The organism is Pontibacter sp. 13R65, from assembly GCF_047525655.1.
Classification (GTDB): Bacteria; Bacteroidota; Bacteroidia; order Cytophagales; family Hymenobacteraceae; genus Pontibacter.
The window spans coordinates 370,233-387,877 of record NZ_JBLIQL010000001.1 but is presented as its reverse complement, the minus strand read 5'-3'; the positions used below and the strand labels follow the sequence as shown (position 1 = coordinate 387,877).

Sequence of the window (17,645 nt, the reverse complement as noted above, 5' to 3'; positions counted from 1 at the left end):
ATTAATTCTTAGTGATTTAGGCTTCGCCTATTGTTCCTCCAAAATTCATTGGGAAAGATGGAGCCTCATTCGCCTGCTTAATTTCGCCATAGCTTGCTTCAAATTTTTGAATATTATCAGCCAGAGCAGCCAATAATCTTTTAGCATGCTCTGGGGTGATAATAATTCTTGATTTAACTTTTGCCTTTGGCAAACCTGGCATGAGTCTTATAAAATCAATCACAAATTCGCTACTCGAATGAGCAATCATGGCCAGGTTGGCATATTGACCTTCGGCAATTTCTTCCGTAAGTTCAATATTTATCTGGTTCTGATTTTGAAGATCCTCTGCCATTGTTATGCTTATTTGTTCTGCAACTCCTGCTGTTTAGACCTGGATGCAGATTTTTTTGATTCTATTAATGATTCATACTCATCGTTGTTTCCAACTATAAGTCGTTGGTACTCTCTTAAACCGGTACCAGCTGGTATCAAGTGTCCTACAATAACGTTCTCTTTAAGACCTAGCAATTCGTCTGCTTTACCTTTGATAGCCGCTTCACTCAACACTTTAGTTGTCTCCTGGAATGATGCAGCCGAAATAAAGCTCTGCGTTCCTAAGGATGCCTGTGTGATACCTTGAAGTGTCGGTCTTGATACAGATGGCTGTGCATCTCTAACAGTTACTAGTTTCAAGTCTCTTCGCTTCAAGCTAGAGTTTTCGTCTCGCAGTCTTCGAGCAGAAACAATTTGTCCTGGTTTTAGATTAGTTGAATCGCCAGCGTCCTCTACCACCTTCATGTCGATAATACGATCGTTTTCCTCCATAAAGGTAATTTTGTCAACCACCTGATGTTCCAAGAAGCTTGTGTCACCAGCCTCTAATACAACTACCTTTTGCATCATTTGGCGTACAACCACCTCAATGTGCTTATCATTGATTTTTACACCTTGCAAACGGTAAACTTCTTGTATTTCATTTACTAGGTACTCTTGTACGGCACCAGGTCCTTGTATACTTAAGATATCGTTAGGCGTAATTGCTCCATCTGATAAAGGCATACCGGCTCTGATAAAGTCATTATCCTGCACCAGGATATGTTTTGAAAGTGGCACCATGTACTTTTTCTTCACACCATCTTTCGACTCAATGTAAATTTCGCGGTTACCACGTTTCACACTACCATATGTTACTACACCATCAATCTCAGACACAACTGCCGGATTAGACGGGTTACGTGCTTCAAACAATTCTGTCACGCGCGGCAAACCACCTGTAATATCTCTTGTTTTACCAATGGCACGTGGAATCTTCACAAGTATCTGACCAGCTTTGATCTTCTCACCGTCTTCAACTGTTAAGTGAGCACCAACCGGAATGTTATAACCTTTGGCTTCACCGTTTGCAGGATTAACTATGATAGCAGGGTTTTGCGTCTTATCTTTAGTATCCACGATTACCTTTTCACGGTAACCAGTTTGCTCATCAGATTCCTCTCGGTAAGTGACACCCTCTATAATTGACTCGTATGTAATTACCCCATCGAACTCTGAAAGAATAACGGCGTTATATGGATCCCAGCTACAGATCTGGTCTCCTTTTTCCACCATTTGTCCATCATTCACCACTATAAATGAACCATAAGGCACGTGGTTGCTAATAAACAATTTACCGGTATTAGGATCAACAATTTTGACTTCACCTGAACGGCCCATTACTACCTTCACTAAATCACCTTCGTTGTTGATGGTATCAATTGTACGAACATCTTCGAATTCAATTTTACCAGCGAATTTAGCTTTGATAGTAGCATCTACCGCAATATTCGATGCAGTACCACCTACGTGGAATGTACGTAATGTTAACTGTGTACCAGGCTCTCCGATGGACTGAGCAGCTATCACACCTACTGCCTCACCTTTCTGCACCATAAATCCTGTTGCCAGGTTTCGGCCATAGCATTTAGCACAAATTCCTCGTTTAGACTCGCAGGTTAACACAGAGCGGATCTCCACCGTTTCAATAGCTGTATTCTCAATAGCACGTGCTACCTCTTCTGTTACTTCAGATCCAGACTCAACAATCAGATCATTTGTAATAGGATCATATACATCATGCACTGTTACACGTCCAAGAATACGCTCAGAAAGCGATTCTACAATATCTTCGTTGTCTTTCAGCGCACTTACTTCCAGACCTCTTAAAGTACCGCAGTCTTCTTCATTTACAATTACATCCTGCGACACGTCTACCAGACGACGAGTTAGGTAACCAGCATCTGCAGTTTTAAGGGCTGTATCTGCAAGGCCTTTACGAGCACCGTGTGTAGAGATGAAATACTCAATAACATCCAGACCTTCTTTAAAGTTTGAAAGAATTGGGTTTTCAATGATTTCGCCTACTGAACCTTGAAGAGATTTCTGAGGCTTAGCCATTAGACCTCTCATACCACCTAACTGACGAATCTGCTCTCTGGAACCACGGGCACCGGAATGCATCATCATAAAGATAGAGTTGAAGCCTTGGTCATCATTCTCCAGACGACGCATCAACGTTTCTGTAATTTGGTTGTTGATACGAGTCCAGATATCAATCACCTGGTTGTAGCGCTCATTATCTGTAATTAGACCCATAGAGTAGTTAGCCCAAACAGCATCTACTTCTTTTTTAGCCTGGTTTACCAGCTTATCTTTTTCAGCAGGTATCTGAATATCACCGAGTCCCATTGACAGACCACCTTTGTAAGCCGACTGGAAACCAAGCGTTTTTATATCATCTAGGAAGTGCGCAGTGCGGGCCATACCCGTTTCCTTGAAGACTCTAGAGATAATCTGCTGTAATTTTTTCTTTGTAAGCAATTCGTCTACAAAGCCTACTTCTTCCGGTACAAACTGGTTGAAGATAACACGACCAGCTACTGTTTCAATTGACTTTGTAACTAACTGACCTTTCTCATCTTTAACTTTCGTTCTTACTTTTATGTAAGCTTGCTTGGAAAGTCTACCTTCATTGATAGCAATGATTACTTCTTCAGCTGAGTAAAAACTCATGCCTTCGCCAGCAATTTTTTCGTGCTCTGTACTACGCTTTCCTTTCGATACATAATATAAGCCAAGTACCATGTCCTGGGAAGGTACAGCAATAGGAGCACCGTTAGCAGGATTTAGGATGTTGTGCGATGCCAGCATCAGCATAGAGGCTTCCAGTACGGCAGCAGGTCCAAGTGGAACGTGTACCGCCATCTGGTCACCGTCAAAGTCAGCGTTAAATGCAGTACACACCAATGGATGCAGCTGAATTGCTTTTCCTTCAATCAGCTTTGGCTGGAATGCCTGTATACCTAATCTGTGGAGTGTAGGAGCACGGTTAAGAAGTACTGGGTGGCCTTTAAGCACATTCTCCAGGATATCCCAAACAACAGGGTCTTTACGATCCACTATCTTCTTAGCAGATTTTACTGTCTTAACTATACCTCTTTCGATCAGCTTACGGATAATGAAAGGCTTGAAAAGCTCAGCAGCCATATTCTTTGGCAAACCGCATTCATGAAGTTTCAGTTCAGGACCAACCACAATTACTGAACGTCCTGAGTAATCAACACGCTTACCAAGTAAGTTCTGACGGAAACGCCCCTGCTTGCCTTTCAGCATGTCAGAGAGTGACTTCAGTGCCCTGTTACCTTCTGCACGCACAGCGTTCACTTTACGTGAATTGTCGAACAGTGAGTCAACAGCCTCCTGGAGCATGCGTTTCTCGTTACGAAGAATTACTTCAGGTGCTTTGATTTCAATAAGACGCTTCAGGCGGTTGTTACGGATGATAACACGTCTGTATAGGTCATTTAAGTCGGATGTAGCAAATCGGCCACCGTCCAAAGGAACAAGTGGGCGAAGCTCTGGTGGTATAACAGGCACCATGCGAATGATCATCCACTCTGGTCTGTTTTCGATTCTTGTGGTAGCATCACGGAATGCCTCTACAACACGCAGTCTTTTTAAAGCTTCTGCCTTACGTTGCTGTGAAGTCTCATGAGCTGCTGCATGACGAAGCTCATATGACAAGTCATCGAGGTTCGTACGCTCAAGCAGCATTTGAAGGGCTTCCGCACCCATTTTAGCGATAAACTTATTTGGATCATTGTTATCCAGAACCTGGTTCTCGCGTGGGAGCTTATCTATCATATCCAGATACTCATCTTCTGTCAGGAAGTCAAGCACATTCACGCCGTCTTCTGCCAGCATACCTGGTTGAATAACTACATATCTTTCGTAATAAATTATCTGGTCAAGCTTCTTTGTAGGTAAACCTAACAAATAACCAATTTTATTTGGAAGAGACTTGAAGTACCAAATATGCGCTACAGGTACAACAAGCTCTATGTGGCCCATGCGTTCTCTACGAACTTTTTTCTCAGTCACTTCTACACCGCATCGGTCGCAGATAATGCCTTTATATCTGATCCTTTTATACTTCCCGCAGTGGCATTCCCAGTCCTTAACAGGTCCGAATATTCTTTCGCAGAATAATCCGCCCATCTCAGGCTTATAGGTTCTATAGTTGATGGTCTCAGGCTTTGTTACCTCTCCATTTGAACGCTCCAGAATCGACTCTGGCGAAGCAAGGCTTATCGTTACTTTAGAGAAGTCCTGAGTTAATTTTTTATTTTTTGCAAATGCCATATTATTATAATAATGTCGATACAATGATATGCTACACAGCTATACAGTATAAAGTGCACTAAGCGCTTTGGCTTTTGCCGCAGCGCTTAGTGCATTTTATTATTCCAACGTGATTTCTAATGCCAGACCTCTTAACTCATGAATCAGTACGTTAAATGATTCCGGTATATTTGGTTTTGGCAATACATCACCCTTCACAATGGCCTCATAAGCTTTCGCACGACCAATCACATCATCTGATTTTACTGTGAGGATTTCTTGGAGAACGTTCGACGCACCGAAGGCCTCAAGTGCCCACACCTCCATTTCACCGAAACGCTGACCACCGAACTGCGCTTTACCACCAAGTGGCTGCTGCGTAATAAGGGAGTATGGTCCTATAGAACGGGCGTGCATTTTATCATCTACCAAGTGACCAAGTTTCAGCATGTAAATTACACCTACTGTAACAGGTTGGTCGAACCGGTCGCCGGATAAACCATCAAACAGGTACGAACGACCGAAATGAGGTAACCCAGCCTCTGCCAGTTCAGCAGAAACCTGTTCTTCGGTAGCGCCGTCAAAAATAGGAGTAGCATATGTTCTTCCTAATTTTTTACCAGCCCATCCAAGTACAGTTTCATAAATCTGACCAATGTTCATCCTTGAAGGTACACCTAGTGGGTTCAGCACAATATCCATAGGCTCTCCTGTCTCCAGGAATGGCATATCCTCTTCCCGTACAATTCTGGCTACAACCCCTTTGTTACCGTGACGTCCCGCCATTTTATCACCTACTTTCAGCTTGCGCTTCTTCGCGATGTAAACCTTGGCAAGTTGAACTATACCAGCTGGTAGCTCATCTCCTACTTCTAAAGTGAATCGCTCACGTTTGAAATGTGCAGAGGTAATGTTACGACGCTTGTTATAATTTTTAACAAGCTCCACCAACATGCTATTAGCCTTCTCATCCTCCGTCCAATTCTCAAGGATCAAATCCTTGAACATATTCACCTCTTCAGGAACCGCGTAATTACTCTCGTCTTTATATGGGTTCTTTTCAGGGAAAAGCGCTTCAATTATGTTCTTTCTGGAGAATTTTGATCCTTTGGTCAAGATCTCATCTCCAAATTTATGCTTGATGCCGTTGGTTGTTTTACCTTCCAGTAAAGCCACTAATTTATCAACCATCACATTTTTGATAGCTGTTAAATCTTTAGAATACTTCACCTTCAACTCTTCAACCTCTTTCTTAGACTTGGCCCGAAGGTTTTTATCTTTTTTAGGTCTTGAGAAAAGCTTTGTCTCTATAACAACACCGTTTAATGACGGTGGTGCTTTAAGCGAGGCATCCTTCACGTCACCTGCTTTATCACCGAAAATGGCCCGAAGCAGTTTCTCTTCCGGAGTTGGATCAGTTTCACCTTTAGGAGTAATTTTACCGATTAGAATATCTCCTTCTGTAACCTCAGCACCAATTCTGATAATACCATTCTCATCAAGATTTCTAACTGCTTCCTCACTTACGTTTGGAATTTCAGAAGTTAACTCTTCTTCACCTCGTTTTGTCTCGCGTACTTCCAGCTCAAATTCTTCTATGTGAATAGAAGTAAACACATCATCACGAACAACTTTCTCTGAAATTACGATAGCATCCTCAAAGTTGTATCCTTGCCAAGGCATGAAAGCAACCTGAAGATTTCTTCCAAGTGCTAATTCACCGTTGTTAGTAGCATAACCCTCACACAAAGGCTGACCTTTCGTTACACGCTGACCAGTGTACACGATAGGAGTCAGGTTTATACAAGTATCTTGGTTCGTCCTTCTGAATTTGATCAGTTTGTAAGTAACGTACTCTGCATCAAAAGCAACCAGTTTCTCTTCCTCTGTCAGATCGTATTTCACAACGATTTTTGTAGAGTCAACGAAATCGATTTCTCCATCACCTTCTGCAATTACCAGTGCTCTTGAGTCTATAGCAGAACGCCTTTCCAGACCTGTACCTACTATAGGAGCCTGAGGCTTTAACAGTGGCACGGCCTGACGTTGCATGTTCGATCCCATCAGGGCACGGTTAGCATCATCATGCTCCAAGAATGGAATAAGTGACGCAGCTACAGATACAATCTGGTTAGGAGCAACGTCCATATAAGAATAAGTATTCGGCTCCTCAACCGGGAAGTCACCTTCAAAACGACCTTTTACTCTGTCGTTAACAAAGTTACCGTTCTCATCTATTATGGCATTTGCCTGAGCAATATGGTGAGTATCCTCTTCTTCAGCAGTAAGGTACTCTACAGTGCCATCTATGTTAACTTTACCTTCTTCTACCTTGCGGTAAGGAGTTTCAATAAAGCCCATATGATTCACACGCGCATGCACACATAGTGAAGAAATCAGACCAATGTTTGGACCTTCTGGCGTTTCAATTGTGCACAAACGGCCATAGTGGGTATAATGAACGTCACGTACCTCAAAACCAGCACGCTCTCTTGATAGACCACCTGGCCCGAGAGCGGAAACACGACGTTTGTGTGTTACTTCTGCAAGAGGGTTTGTCTGGTCCATGAACTGAGACAATTGGTTCGTTCCAAAGAAGGAATTAATAACAGAAGACAGTGTTCGTGCATTGATCAAATCAACAGGCTTGAAGTCTTCGTTATCGCGCACATTCATACGCTCCTTAATAGTACGTGCCATACGTGCAAGACCAACACCAAACTGAGCATAGAGTTGCTCGCCTACAGTTCTTACACGACGGTTACTTAAGTGGTCAATATCATCTACAACTGCTTTAGAATTGATAAGACCAATTAGGTATTTCACAATCAGAACAATATCTTCGTTCGTAAGTACCTTGGCATCCCAATTTGAGTCAAGACCTAGTTTCTTGTTGATTCTATAGCGGCCAACTTCTCCTAAATCATAACGTTTATCTGAGAAGAACAGCTTCTGAATAATATCCCGTGCTGTTTCTTCATCTGGAGCCTCTGTGTTACGTAGCTGACGATAAATCTGCTCTACCGCCTCCTTTTCAGAGTTTGAGTTATCCTTCTGAAGTGTATTGTAGATGATAGCATAATCCGCGATATTAACATTCTCGCGGTGTAGGATCACCGACTGTACACCTGAATCTAAAATGATATTGATATCTTCGGCAGTAATTTCAGAGTCACGCTCCAAAAGAACCTCGTTTCTATCGATAGATACTACTTCACCTGTGTCTTCATCTACAAAGTCTTCTGTCCAGGTTCTTAATACCCTTGCAGCGAGTCTTCTTCCAGCGGCATTTTTTAAGTTCTCCTTGGTTGCAGGCATTTCTTCGGAAAGGCCAAACAGATCTAATATATCTTTGTCTGTTCCGTAACCAATAGCACGTAATAGAGTAGTAACAGGGAATTTCTTCTTACGGTCGATATAGGCATACATTACGTTATTGACGTCTGTTGCAAACTCAACCCAAGAACCTTTGAACGGAATAATTCTGGCAGAATATAGTTTTGTACCGTTTGTATGCTTACTTTGCGCAAAGAAAACACCTGGAGATCTATGTAATTGAGAAACAATAACACGCTCAGCTCCATTGATCACAAAGGAGCCTCTTTCGGTCATATAAGGAATGTTTCCAAGGAAAACTTCCTGCTCAATAGTTTCAAAATCTTCGTTATCTTCGTCGTTGCAAATAAGGCGAAGTTTAGCCTTAAGTGGCACAGAATACGTTAACCCCCTGTCGATACACTCATCAACAGAGTATTTTGGAGGATCTATATGATAATCGATAAACTCCAGAACGAAGTTTTCTCGTGAATCAGATATAGGAAAGTTCTCAGCAAACACTTTGAACAAACCTTCCTGAGCTCTATTTTCTGCTGGAGTTTCCAGCTGGAAAAAGTCCTGAAACGACTGCAACTGAACATCTAAAAAGTCAGGATAGTCGATTACATGCTTTATAGAAGCAAAATTGATTCGCTCTTTCGTTTTATTCTTAGCCAAAGACATTGAATTTTAACGTTTACATTTTGACCTAAACACATTAATGTTGAAACATTATGTGCAAAAAAAGGATTCAAAATTTGAATCCATATACAAACAGGAAAAGACCTGACGAACTTGCCAGGTCTACCTGTTTTCGGTATGTTGATAAAGTGAGATTATTTAACCTCTACTTCAGCACCAGCTTCTTCCAAAGATTTTTTCAGTGATTCTGCTTCGTCTTTAGCTACACCTTCTTTTAAGGCCTTAGGAGCGCTGTCTACTAATTCTTTCGCTTCTTTCAGACCAAGACCAGTCAGTTCTTTTACAAGTTTAACAACTGCTAGTTTAGATGCACCTGCTGACTTAAGGATAACGTCAAAAGAAGTTTTTTCTTCTGCAGCAGCTCCTCCTTCAGCAGCACCACCACCAGCAACCATCACTGGAGCAGCAGCAGCTGGCTCGATACCGTATTCGTCCTTAAGGATTGTAGCTAGTTCATTAACTTCTTTCACAGTTAAGTTTACTAACTGCTCAGCGAATGCTTTTAAATCTGCCATTTTTATTGAAATTAAAAGTTACTTATTGATTACGTTTTTAAATTATTCTTTTTCTGATAAAGTTTTCAAGATACCTGCCAATTTGCTTCCACCGCTTTGTAATGCTGAAACAACATTTTTAGCTGGTGATTGAAGTAAACCAATAACATCACCGATGAGTTCAAATTTAGACTTAACATTGGTTAAGGCGTCTAACTGATCATCGCCAACATAAATACCTGCATCGATATAGGCGCCCTTCAATAATGGAAGAGGATTACCTTTCTTTCTAAAATCTTTAATCAGTTTAGCTGGAGCATTGCCTGCTTCAGTTGAAAACACAATACCAGAAAAACCTTTTAATACACCTTCTAAAGCTGTGGTGTCGGCTTCTAAAGTATCGAGCGCTTTCTTAATCAGAGAGTTTTTATAAACTTTATATTCTAAACCTCTCTCAAAAGCGAGTCGTCTGAATTGGTTGATGCTAGCTACAGACATGGTAGAAGCATCTGTGATATAGAAATAGTTAGTGTTCGCTAACTTCTCGCTCAGATCCTGTACAATTATTTCTTTTTCTTCCCTGGTCATGTTCTTAGATAGTTGCGTTCTTGTCAACGATTACGGCCGGGCTCATTGTGCTGGACAATGTAATGCTCTTGATGTAAGTACCCTTCGCTGATGATGGTTTCAGACGGTTTAGAGTTGAGATAACCTCAGCAGCGTTTGCAGCAAGTTGTTCAGCTGTAAATGAAGTTTTACCTACACTAGTGTGGATAATACCAGTCTTATCTACTTTGAAATCGATTTTACCAGCTTTTACTTCTTTTACTGCTTTTGCAACATCTTGCGTTACTGTACCAGATTTAGGGTTAGGCATCAGGTTACGAGGACCTAATATTCTACCTAAACGACCAACTTTAGCCATTACAGCTGGCATAGTGATGATAACATCAATATCAGTCCAGCCTTTTTCTATTTTCTGAATATAGTCGTCAAGGCCTACAAAGTCAGCACCAGCATCTTTCGCTTCCTGCTCTTTGTCAGGAGTAACTAAAGCCAATACTTTAACTTGTTTACCAGTACCGTGAGGAAGTGTAACAATACCTCTCACCATTTGATCTGCTTTGCGGGGGTCTACGCCTAGGCGTACATCTATATCAACAGAGGCATCAAATTTTGTAAAGGTAATATCCTTTACAACTGAAGCCGCATCTGTTAAAGAATACTCTTTTGATAAGTCAGCTTTGGCTAAAGCTGCTTTTCTGTTTTTTGAAATCTTCGCCATTATCCTTTAACTGTTATTATTCGTTCCACGGAGCATTTCCAGAAACTGTGATACCCATGCTGCGTGCTGTTCCAGCTACCATTTTCATAGCTGATTCCAGTTTGAACGCATTCAAGTCAGGCATCTTAATTTCTGCAATTTCTCTTACCTGATCCCATGTAACTGAACCTACTTTGTTTCGATTAGGCTCTTTAGAACCTACCTTAATTTTAGCAGCATCCATTAACAATATAGGTGCAGGGGGCGTTTTAATAACGAAGTCGAAGGACTTGTCTGCATAAATTGTAATCAATACTGGTAACACTTGTCCTGGCTTATCTTGGGTTCTGGCATTAAATTGCTTACAGAATTCCATGATGTTAAGACCTTTAGAACCAAGTGCAGGTCCAATCGGTGGCGATGGGTTCGCAGCACCTCCCTTTACCTGAATTTTCAGGTAACCTTTTATTTCCTTTGCCATTATTTAAATTAAACTACGATTCTTTTTCTACTTGCATGTAGTTCAGTTCTACCGGTGTATTTCGACCGAAGATCTTCACCATCACGTTCAGTTTCTTACGTTCTTCAAATACCTCTTCTACCGTACCTGAGAATCCACTGAAAGGACCATCCATCACTTTCACTAACTCTCCAACAATAAATGGCGTATCCAGCACCTCTGTTTGCTCCTCTGCTTCGTCAACGGTCCCAAGGATCCTGTTCACTTCTGACTGACGCAACGGAACCGGTTTCTTATGAAGAGCCCCTTCACTGGAACCTAGAAAACCTATTACTCCTGGAGTACTGATAATAATATGCTCTGCCTCACCATGAGAAAGATCTGCATTTACCAGCACATATCCTGGAAAGAAATTACGCTCTCTGATTCGTTTCTTACCTCCGCGCATCTCATACACCTTCTCGGCTGGGATCAGCACTTGTGGAACATATTCTTCCAAATGCTGACGGATGATTTCATTCTCCAGATAAGCTTTTGCTTTCTTTTCCTGACCACTTACCGCGCGCACTACATACCATTTTAAATCAGCCATAGCTACTTATTAAAATTGGTTGTAAAACCACTCTAGCGAGCTATCGAAAACAAAATCTATAGCGCCTACAACCAGAGCAAATACCAAAGAGCCTATCAACACAAGCACAGAATTATTCTGCAACTCAGAATAAGAAGGCCATGAGACTTTGTCTCTCATCTCCTCTACTGTTTCGTTTATATAGCTTTTAATATTACTCATTGCCTTCGCTTTACTGATTTTAAAGTTGCACGGGTGGAGAGACTCGAACTCCCAGCCAATGGTTTTGGAGACCACTACTCTACCAATTGAGCTACACCCGTAAAAAAATGCACGCCACTTTTGAAATGGAGTGCAAAGTTATTCATTCTATTTACAAAAACAAACCCGTTCTTAAAAAATATTCTTAAGAACGGGTTTTATTTTTCTAAACAAGTACTTCAGTAACCTGACCAGCACCTACTGTTCTACCACCCTCACGGATAGCGAAACGAAGGCCTTTCTCCATAGCTACTTTGTTGATCAACTTTACAGTGATTGTGATGTTATCACCAGGCATAACCATTTCTACACCTTCTGGAAGAATGATTTCACCAGTTACGTCTGTCGTTCTGAAGTAGAACTGCGGACGGTATTTGTTAAAGAATGGAGTGTGACGGCCACCTTCTTCTTTAGAAAGAACGTAAACTTCTGCCTTAAATTCTTCGTGAGGCTTCACAGAACCTGGCTTACAGATAACCATACCACGACGGATATCAGATTTCTCTATACCACGAAGTAATAGACCTACGTTGTCACCAGCTTCACCTCTGTCAAGAATTTTACGGAACATCTCAACACCAGTAACAGTAGACTTAAGGTTCTCAGCACCCATACCAAGAATCTCAACTGGCTCGCCAGAGTTAATTACACCACGCTCGATACGGCCTGTAGCAACAGTACCACGACCAGTGATAGAGAACACGTCCTCAACTGGCATCAGGAATGGAAGATCTGTTAAACGAGCAGGAATTGGAATAAAGCTGTCAACAGCAGCCATTAATTCTTCAATAGTTTTCACCCACTTGTCATCTCCGTTCAAGCCACCAAGAGCTGAACCTTGAATTACTGGGATGTTATCACCATCGAACTCATAGAAAGAAAGCAACTCTCTGATTTCCATCTCAACAAGCTCAAGAAGTTCTGGATCGTCAACCATGTCCACTTTATTCATGAACACAACCAGTTGAGGAACACCTACCTGACGAGCAAGAAGGATGTGCTCACGAGTTTGTGGCATAGGACCATCTGTAGCCGCAACCACCAGAATAGCACCGTCCATCTGAGCAGCACCTGTAACCATGTTTTTCACGTAGTCAGCGTGACCTGGGCAGTCAACGTGTGCATAGTGACGGTTCTCAGTTGCATATTCAACGTGTGAAGTATTAATAGTAATACCTCTTTCTTTTTCTTCAGGAGCGTTATCGATTGAAGAGAAGTCACGAAGAGTAGCCAGACCTTTCTTAGCCAATACTGTAGTAATGGCAGCAGTCAAAGTTGTTTTGCCGTGGTCAACGTGACCAATAGTACCGATATTTACGTGCGGTTTGGAACGGTCAAATGTTTCTTTAGCCATTGTATGATTTAAATTAAGGTTAAAACGTTTAAGTGTTTTGTGTTTTAAATGTACACGTAACGGACTTTGAGCCAACGATGGGAATTGAACCCACGACCCCTTCCTTACCAAGGAAGTACTCTACCCCTGAGCTACGTCGGCCTTCAACTCTTTAAGAACCACAAACTGAACCTATAGTAAAAAGGAAATCCATTCGCATGAAATTCCTTTTCCTTGTTTTCCATAAATCCAACCGGACAGCACCATCTGAGTTGAGCGGGAGACGAGGTTCGAACTCGCGACCTATAGCTTGGAAGGCTATCGCTCTACCAACTGAGCTACTCCCGCTTCAAAACCAAACAAGCCATTACCTGACTTTTAAAATGTGGGGAGAGAAGGATTCGAACCTTCGAAAGCTCGCGCTAACGGAGTTACAGTCCGTCCCATTTGGCCACTCTGGAATCTCCCCAATTGCTAATTCAATACAAAATTTAGCAGAACATCTCCTCAGAACTTTTTGCGTTTAACCCGCTGTTCGTTCTAAGGAGATGCAAAATTAACTACTTTTCTTTTACAGTCAACTATTCGGCTAAAAAAAACTTATTTTTTTTTCTAAACCACCCTTACCTGCTATACATATTAAGCAGCCTTTCATCTTTTTCGTTCTGTTTTATTTTTTCCTGCAGCTCCTTTACCTCCTGACGATCAGACATAACCGCCAAAGCTTGGTAAGCTCCAAGCCTTACATAGTACAAATTATGATTTAGCGCCATGTCTCCTAAAATTTTTATTACTTCAGGTGTGTTTGCCTGCTCATTGGCAGCTAAAAACGCGCTAAAGCTCTGCAGCAAGTAGTAAAGCCCAGTCCCTCTACTCTGTTTTACCTGCTTTAAAAACCAATCGTACTTATCCATTCCTCCTTGCACCGCATAGTATGCCGCCAGCGAAAGCACCACATCTTCATTCTTTTCTTTGTCGAGTTTAGCTAGCCTAGCTTTTGTGTCGGTTGCGCCGGTACCTGCATAAGCCAATATACCAGCTGCTGCTACCTGGTATGAGCTGTCTGCCATAGCCTGCTCATACATCGGCACCAGGTCATCGCCACCCCAGGTTGCCAGCGCTAGTATAGCATCGGCACGTACAGAGCTTTTCTTATCGGCACGGGCAATCTCTTTTACATCGTCAGCAAAAGCCCCTGCAGCTTCTGTATCTAGGCCAACTAGGGCATTTACTGCTAAGCTCCTGATGTACCAGAACTCATCTTTCAGCGCTGTCAGCATTAACTTTTGAACTTCCGTATTCTCCAGCTTCTCTTCCAGCTTCACCAAGGCTTCGTAGCGAGACCTCAGTTCCTTTGCATTGTTGTACTGGTATATCAGTTCAGCATCAGACTTGTTATGATTTATAACTCCTAACAGCTGCTGCTCACTATCAAAAACAACAGCTTGAGGTTGTGTCGGTACCGTAAATTGGAATGTTTGAGCGGCCTTGTTTATTTCTATAGGGTACTCAGTGCGCTTTCCTTGTGCCCAAACAGCCACCTTCAGAGGCAGGCGGTAAACAGGCGCATAGGCAGTGTCCTGAGTTTGCGTCACCTGTATATTAAGCTGCCCATTGGAGTAGCTATGCTGCACCTTCAGCTCTGGGTGACTTGGGTTCATAAACCACTGATCGAAAAACCACATCATATCTTCGCCTGTCACGTCTTCGAATGCCATACGCAGCTCTGCTATTTCCACATCGGAGAATTTGTGCTTTGTTAGGTAGTGGTTAAGAGAGGCAAAAAAAGCGTCGTCGCCAACATATTTGCGGAGCATGTGCAGCACCCTTCCACCTTTTGCGTAGGAATGGCTGTCGAACATCTCCTCGCGGTTGCCATAGTAATAGCGGATAAGCGGCTCTCGTTTTGTCTCAGATTCGGCCAGGTACTGACTCAGCTCCTCCATCTGCAAGTAAGCAGCGGCATCGGCACCATGCTTATACTCTGCCCATAAAAATTCCGAATAATTGGCAAATGATTCGTTCAGGGGCAGGTTTGCCCAAGATTCAGTAGTTACATAGTCGCCAAACCACTGGTGAAAAAGCTCGTGGGCAATAATTCCTTCCCAGTCTTTGTCTATTAGTTCACGTTCGGTCAATTGTAGGTCCTCCATAAAAACGGAGGCAGTGGTGTTTTCCATGGCACCAGACACAAAGTCTCGCACCACAATCTGCGAATATTTTACCCACGGAAAATCAACTCCTAATTTCTTAGAGAAGAACTCCATCATTTCTGGCGTGTGCCCAAATATTTTCTTGGCAGTAGGTGCATAGGCTGGCTCCACATAGTAGTTCACTTCCTTGTCGCGCCATTTGTCCTTCACGACCGCAAACTCCCCAATCGCTACCATGGCCAGGTAAGGGGCATGCGGCTGTTCCATTTTCCAGTAATCTGTTTTAGTGCCGTCTGCATTTTGCCTGGAGTAGATAAAGGAACCGTTGGAGAGAGTAGTATACTTTGTATCAACAGTAAGGTAAATATCCTGAGTCATGCGCTCGTTTGGGGAATCTATGGTCGGAAACCAAGCCGAGCTGGCTTCAGTCTCTCCCTGGGTCCAGATCTGGCGTGGCTTATCGGGTTCGGTACCCAACGGATTTATAAAATAGAGGCCTTTGTCGTCGGTTATGGCATCACTGCCACCAGAGGCAAGCTCGTTGGGCTTGGCGGTATAGTCGATTTCAATAACGTATTTCTCGTCGCGGGTAAAGATACGGCCAAGGTCAACGGTAAGCTTCATGCCGTCGTAAGCGTATTTTAGAGGCGTGCCATCGAAACCCTTCATCAGGTGGATACTATGAATATCAAAGCCCTTGGCATCTAATACCAGCTGCTGCTGCGGATAAAAGTACGGTTTCAGGGTAAGCTCAGCCAGCCCCAGTACATGCTGTTTTTCCCAATCAAAGCGGAGGCGAAGCTTGGTGTGCAACAGGTCGTGGTGGCGCGTACGCGAGGGATTAAAACTATGCTTCTTCGGAGCCCATACAGGCACAGTTGCAGTATCTGGGGCTGTATCGGTTATTACAATGTTGTTTTCAGTAGGGGTTTTTATGCTTTTAGAAGTGCTGCAACCAGCCGAGAAAGCGACCATTGCGGCCATGCCAACAACACTCAAAAATCTTTGATTCATAGTATATTGATTTAATTTTGGCTCCAATTTCTAAAAATACTCTGATAATTCAATTATCTTTAAGCTCCGAAACCAGATTTACACGATGCTCCAGGTAAAAACCGCTAACGACAAAACATGGCAGGTTACGATACAGAAAGATGCAGTACATCTTAACGGAACACCTTTCAACTGGGACATCTCCCCTATCGGACCAAACACTTTTCACATCCTGAAAGACAATAAGTCTTATACTGCTGAACTTGTTGAGGCAGATTACCAGGCTAAAACGTTTATCCTCAAAATAAACGGTGTGGTGCAAACTGTCAGTGTTAAAGACCAGTTCGACCTCTTGCTTGACAAAATGGGAATGGCCAATACTAACGCTCAGAAAATAAACGATGTAAAAGCTCCTATGCCTGGCCTTATACTTGAGATTAAAGTGCAGCCGGGGCAGGAAGTAAAGAAGGGAGACCCGATTATGATTCTGGAGGCGATGAAGATGGAAAATATTCTGAAATCGCCGGGCGACGGCGTAGTAAAAGAAGTAAAAGTGGCTGTACGCCAGAACGTGGAGAAAAATCAAGTGCTGATTTTATTTTAATTTTATAGATGTTGCCAGCCGGGCAGCATAACGCCCGTACACAACATGATCTTTTGAAATCATAAATACACATATAATCGTGAAGTATAAACGGATATTGCTAAAGCTTAGCGGTGAGGCGCTGATGGGGGAACAACAATACGGCATAGATTCTAACAGATTAATGCAGTATGCCCAAGAAATTAAAGAAGTTTCGGCGCTTGGAGTACAAGTGGCGGTCGTTATAGGAGGAGGCAACATCTTCAGAGGGGTGCAGGCAGAGCAGGTAGGCCTGGACCGTGTGCAGGGCGATTACATGGGCATGCTGGCCACGGTTATCAACAGCATGGCTCTACAGAGCGCGTTGGAGAAGCTTGGCGTATTTACCCGGCTTCTTTCCGGCCTGAACATACAGCAAGTTTGCGAGCCCTATATACGCAGAAGAGCTGTGCGCCACCTCGAAAAAGGACGCGTGGTTATTTTTGGAGCCGGCACAGGAAACCCTTATTTTACAACAGACTCTGCAGCCAGCTTACGGGCAATTGAAGTGGAGGCCGATGTCGTGCTAAAAGGTACGCGTGTAGATGGTATTTACTCAGCTGACCCTGAAAAAGACCCCGATGCTATATTTTACTCGAACATCTCCTTTAAAGAGGTATTTGAAAAAGGCCTAAACGTAATGGACATGACAGCCTTTACCTTATGTAAAGAAAACGATCTGCCTATTATCGTATTCGACATGAACAAAGGCGGCAACCTGAAGCGCCTGGTACAGGGAGAGCCAATAGGCACATTGGTAAGTATGGACGAAGTTGTTTAGGGCTAGCTGTTAAACCTGAATAGGACGTTACTTACAAACTACTCTGACTTAAAACAGG

General features: G+C 42.7%; 13 protein-coding genes and 4 tRNA genes. 2 read left to right on the top strand and 15 right to left on the bottom strand.

The genetic code is table 11. From position 1 onward, the window contains the following. Positions 1-16: 16 nt before the first annotated feature. From ACMA1I_RS01665 to ACMA1I_RS01595, 15 genes are all read right to left on the bottom strand, one after another. Positions 17-334: a DUF3467 domain-containing protein gene (locus ACMA1I_RS01665; RefSeq protein ID WP_337066494.1), complete on the bottom strand. Its 318-nt coding sequence runs from the start codon at positions 332-334 to the stop codon at positions 17-19. Between the two features lie 8 nt (positions 335-342). Then, positions 343-4,659, bottom strand: coding sequence for a DNA-directed RNA polymerase subunit beta' (gene rpoC / locus ACMA1I_RS01660; RefSeq protein ID WP_337066493.1), 4,317 nt, complete (start codon positions 4,657-4,659; stop codon positions 343-345). 99 nt (positions 4,660-4,758) lie between these two features. Further along, complete coding sequence (rpoB, locus tag ACMA1I_RS01655; RefSeq protein ID WP_414703854.1) at positions 4,759-8,637, bottom strand: DNA-directed RNA polymerase subunit beta; 3,879 nt, start codon at positions 8,635-8,637, stop codon at positions 4,759-4,761. 152 nt (positions 8,638-8,789) lie between these two features. Further along, on the bottom strand, positions 8,790-9,170 hold the full coding sequence (rplL, locus tag ACMA1I_RS01650; RefSeq protein WP_337066491.1) for a 50S ribosomal protein L7/L12: 381 nt from the start codon (positions 9,168-9,170) through the stop codon (positions 8,790-8,792). A gap of 42 nt (positions 9,171-9,212) precedes the next feature. Further along, positions 9,213-9,737: a 50S ribosomal protein L10 gene (gene rplJ / locus ACMA1I_RS01645; protein ID WP_337066490.1), complete on the bottom strand. Its 525-nt coding sequence runs from the start codon at positions 9,735-9,737 to the stop codon at positions 9,213-9,215. A 4-nt stretch (positions 9,738-9,741) separates the two neighbouring features. After that, positions 9,742-10,434: a 50S ribosomal protein L1 gene (rplA, locus tag ACMA1I_RS01640; RefSeq protein WP_337066489.1), complete on the bottom strand. Its 693-nt coding sequence runs from the start codon at positions 10,432-10,434 to the stop codon at positions 9,742-9,744. A 16-nt stretch (positions 10,435-10,450) separates the two neighbouring features. After that, complete coding sequence (gene rplK / locus ACMA1I_RS01635; RefSeq protein ID WP_337066487.1) at positions 10,451-10,894, bottom strand: 50S ribosomal protein L11; 444 nt, start codon at positions 10,892-10,894, stop codon at positions 10,451-10,453. A gap of 13 nt (positions 10,895-10,907) precedes the next feature. After that, entirely contained in the window at positions 10,908-11,465 is a 558-nt protein-coding gene (gene nusG / locus ACMA1I_RS01630; protein ID WP_337066486.1) for a transcription termination/antitermination protein NusG, read from the bottom strand. 9 nt (positions 11,466-11,474) lie between these two features. Continuing rightward, a complete protein-coding gene (secE, locus tag ACMA1I_RS01625; RefSeq protein ID WP_337066485.1) occupies positions 11,475-11,666 on the bottom strand; it encodes a preprotein translocase subunit SecE in 192 nt (63 codons plus the stop codon). Positions 11,667-11,694: 28 nt separating this feature from the next. After that, positions 11,695-11,767: transfer RNA gene (locus tag ACMA1I_RS01620), tRNA-Trp, on the bottom strand. Between the two features lie 104 nt (positions 11,768-11,871). After that, positions 11,872-13,059, bottom strand: coding sequence for an elongation factor Tu (gene tuf, locus ACMA1I_RS01615; protein WP_337066484.1), 1,188 nt, complete (start codon positions 13,057-13,059; stop codon positions 11,872-11,874). 69 nt (positions 13,060-13,128) lie between these two features. Then, positions 13,129-13,200 (bottom strand) — tRNA-Thr (locus ACMA1I_RS01610). Between the two features lie 113 nt (positions 13,201-13,313). Then, positions 13,314-13,386 (bottom strand) — tRNA-Gly (locus ACMA1I_RS01605). Positions 13,387-13,424: 38 nt separating this feature from the next. Further along, a tRNA-Tyr gene (locus tag ACMA1I_RS01600) sits at positions 13,425-13,507 on the bottom strand. A 154-nt stretch (positions 13,508-13,661) separates the two neighbouring features. Then, entirely contained in the window at positions 13,662-16,205 is a 2,544-nt protein-coding gene (locus ACMA1I_RS01595; RefSeq protein WP_337066483.1) for a M1 family metallopeptidase, read from the bottom strand. Positions 16,206-16,290: 85 nt separating this feature from the next. Between ACMA1I_RS01595 and ACMA1I_RS01590 the strand changes: the two genes are divergently transcribed. Both ACMA1I_RS01590 and pyrH read left to right on the top strand, forming a co-directional pair. Continuing rightward, on the top strand, positions 16,291-16,788 hold the full coding sequence (locus ACMA1I_RS01590; protein ID WP_337066482.1) for a biotin/lipoyl-containing protein: 498 nt from the start codon (positions 16,291-16,293) through the stop codon (positions 16,786-16,788). 79 nt (positions 16,789-16,867) lie between these two features. Next, a complete protein-coding gene (gene pyrH / locus ACMA1I_RS01585; protein WP_337066481.1) occupies positions 16,868-17,587 on the top strand; it encodes a UMP kinase in 720 nt (239 codons plus the stop codon). The last annotated feature ends 58 nt before the right edge of the window (positions 17,588-17,645 follow it).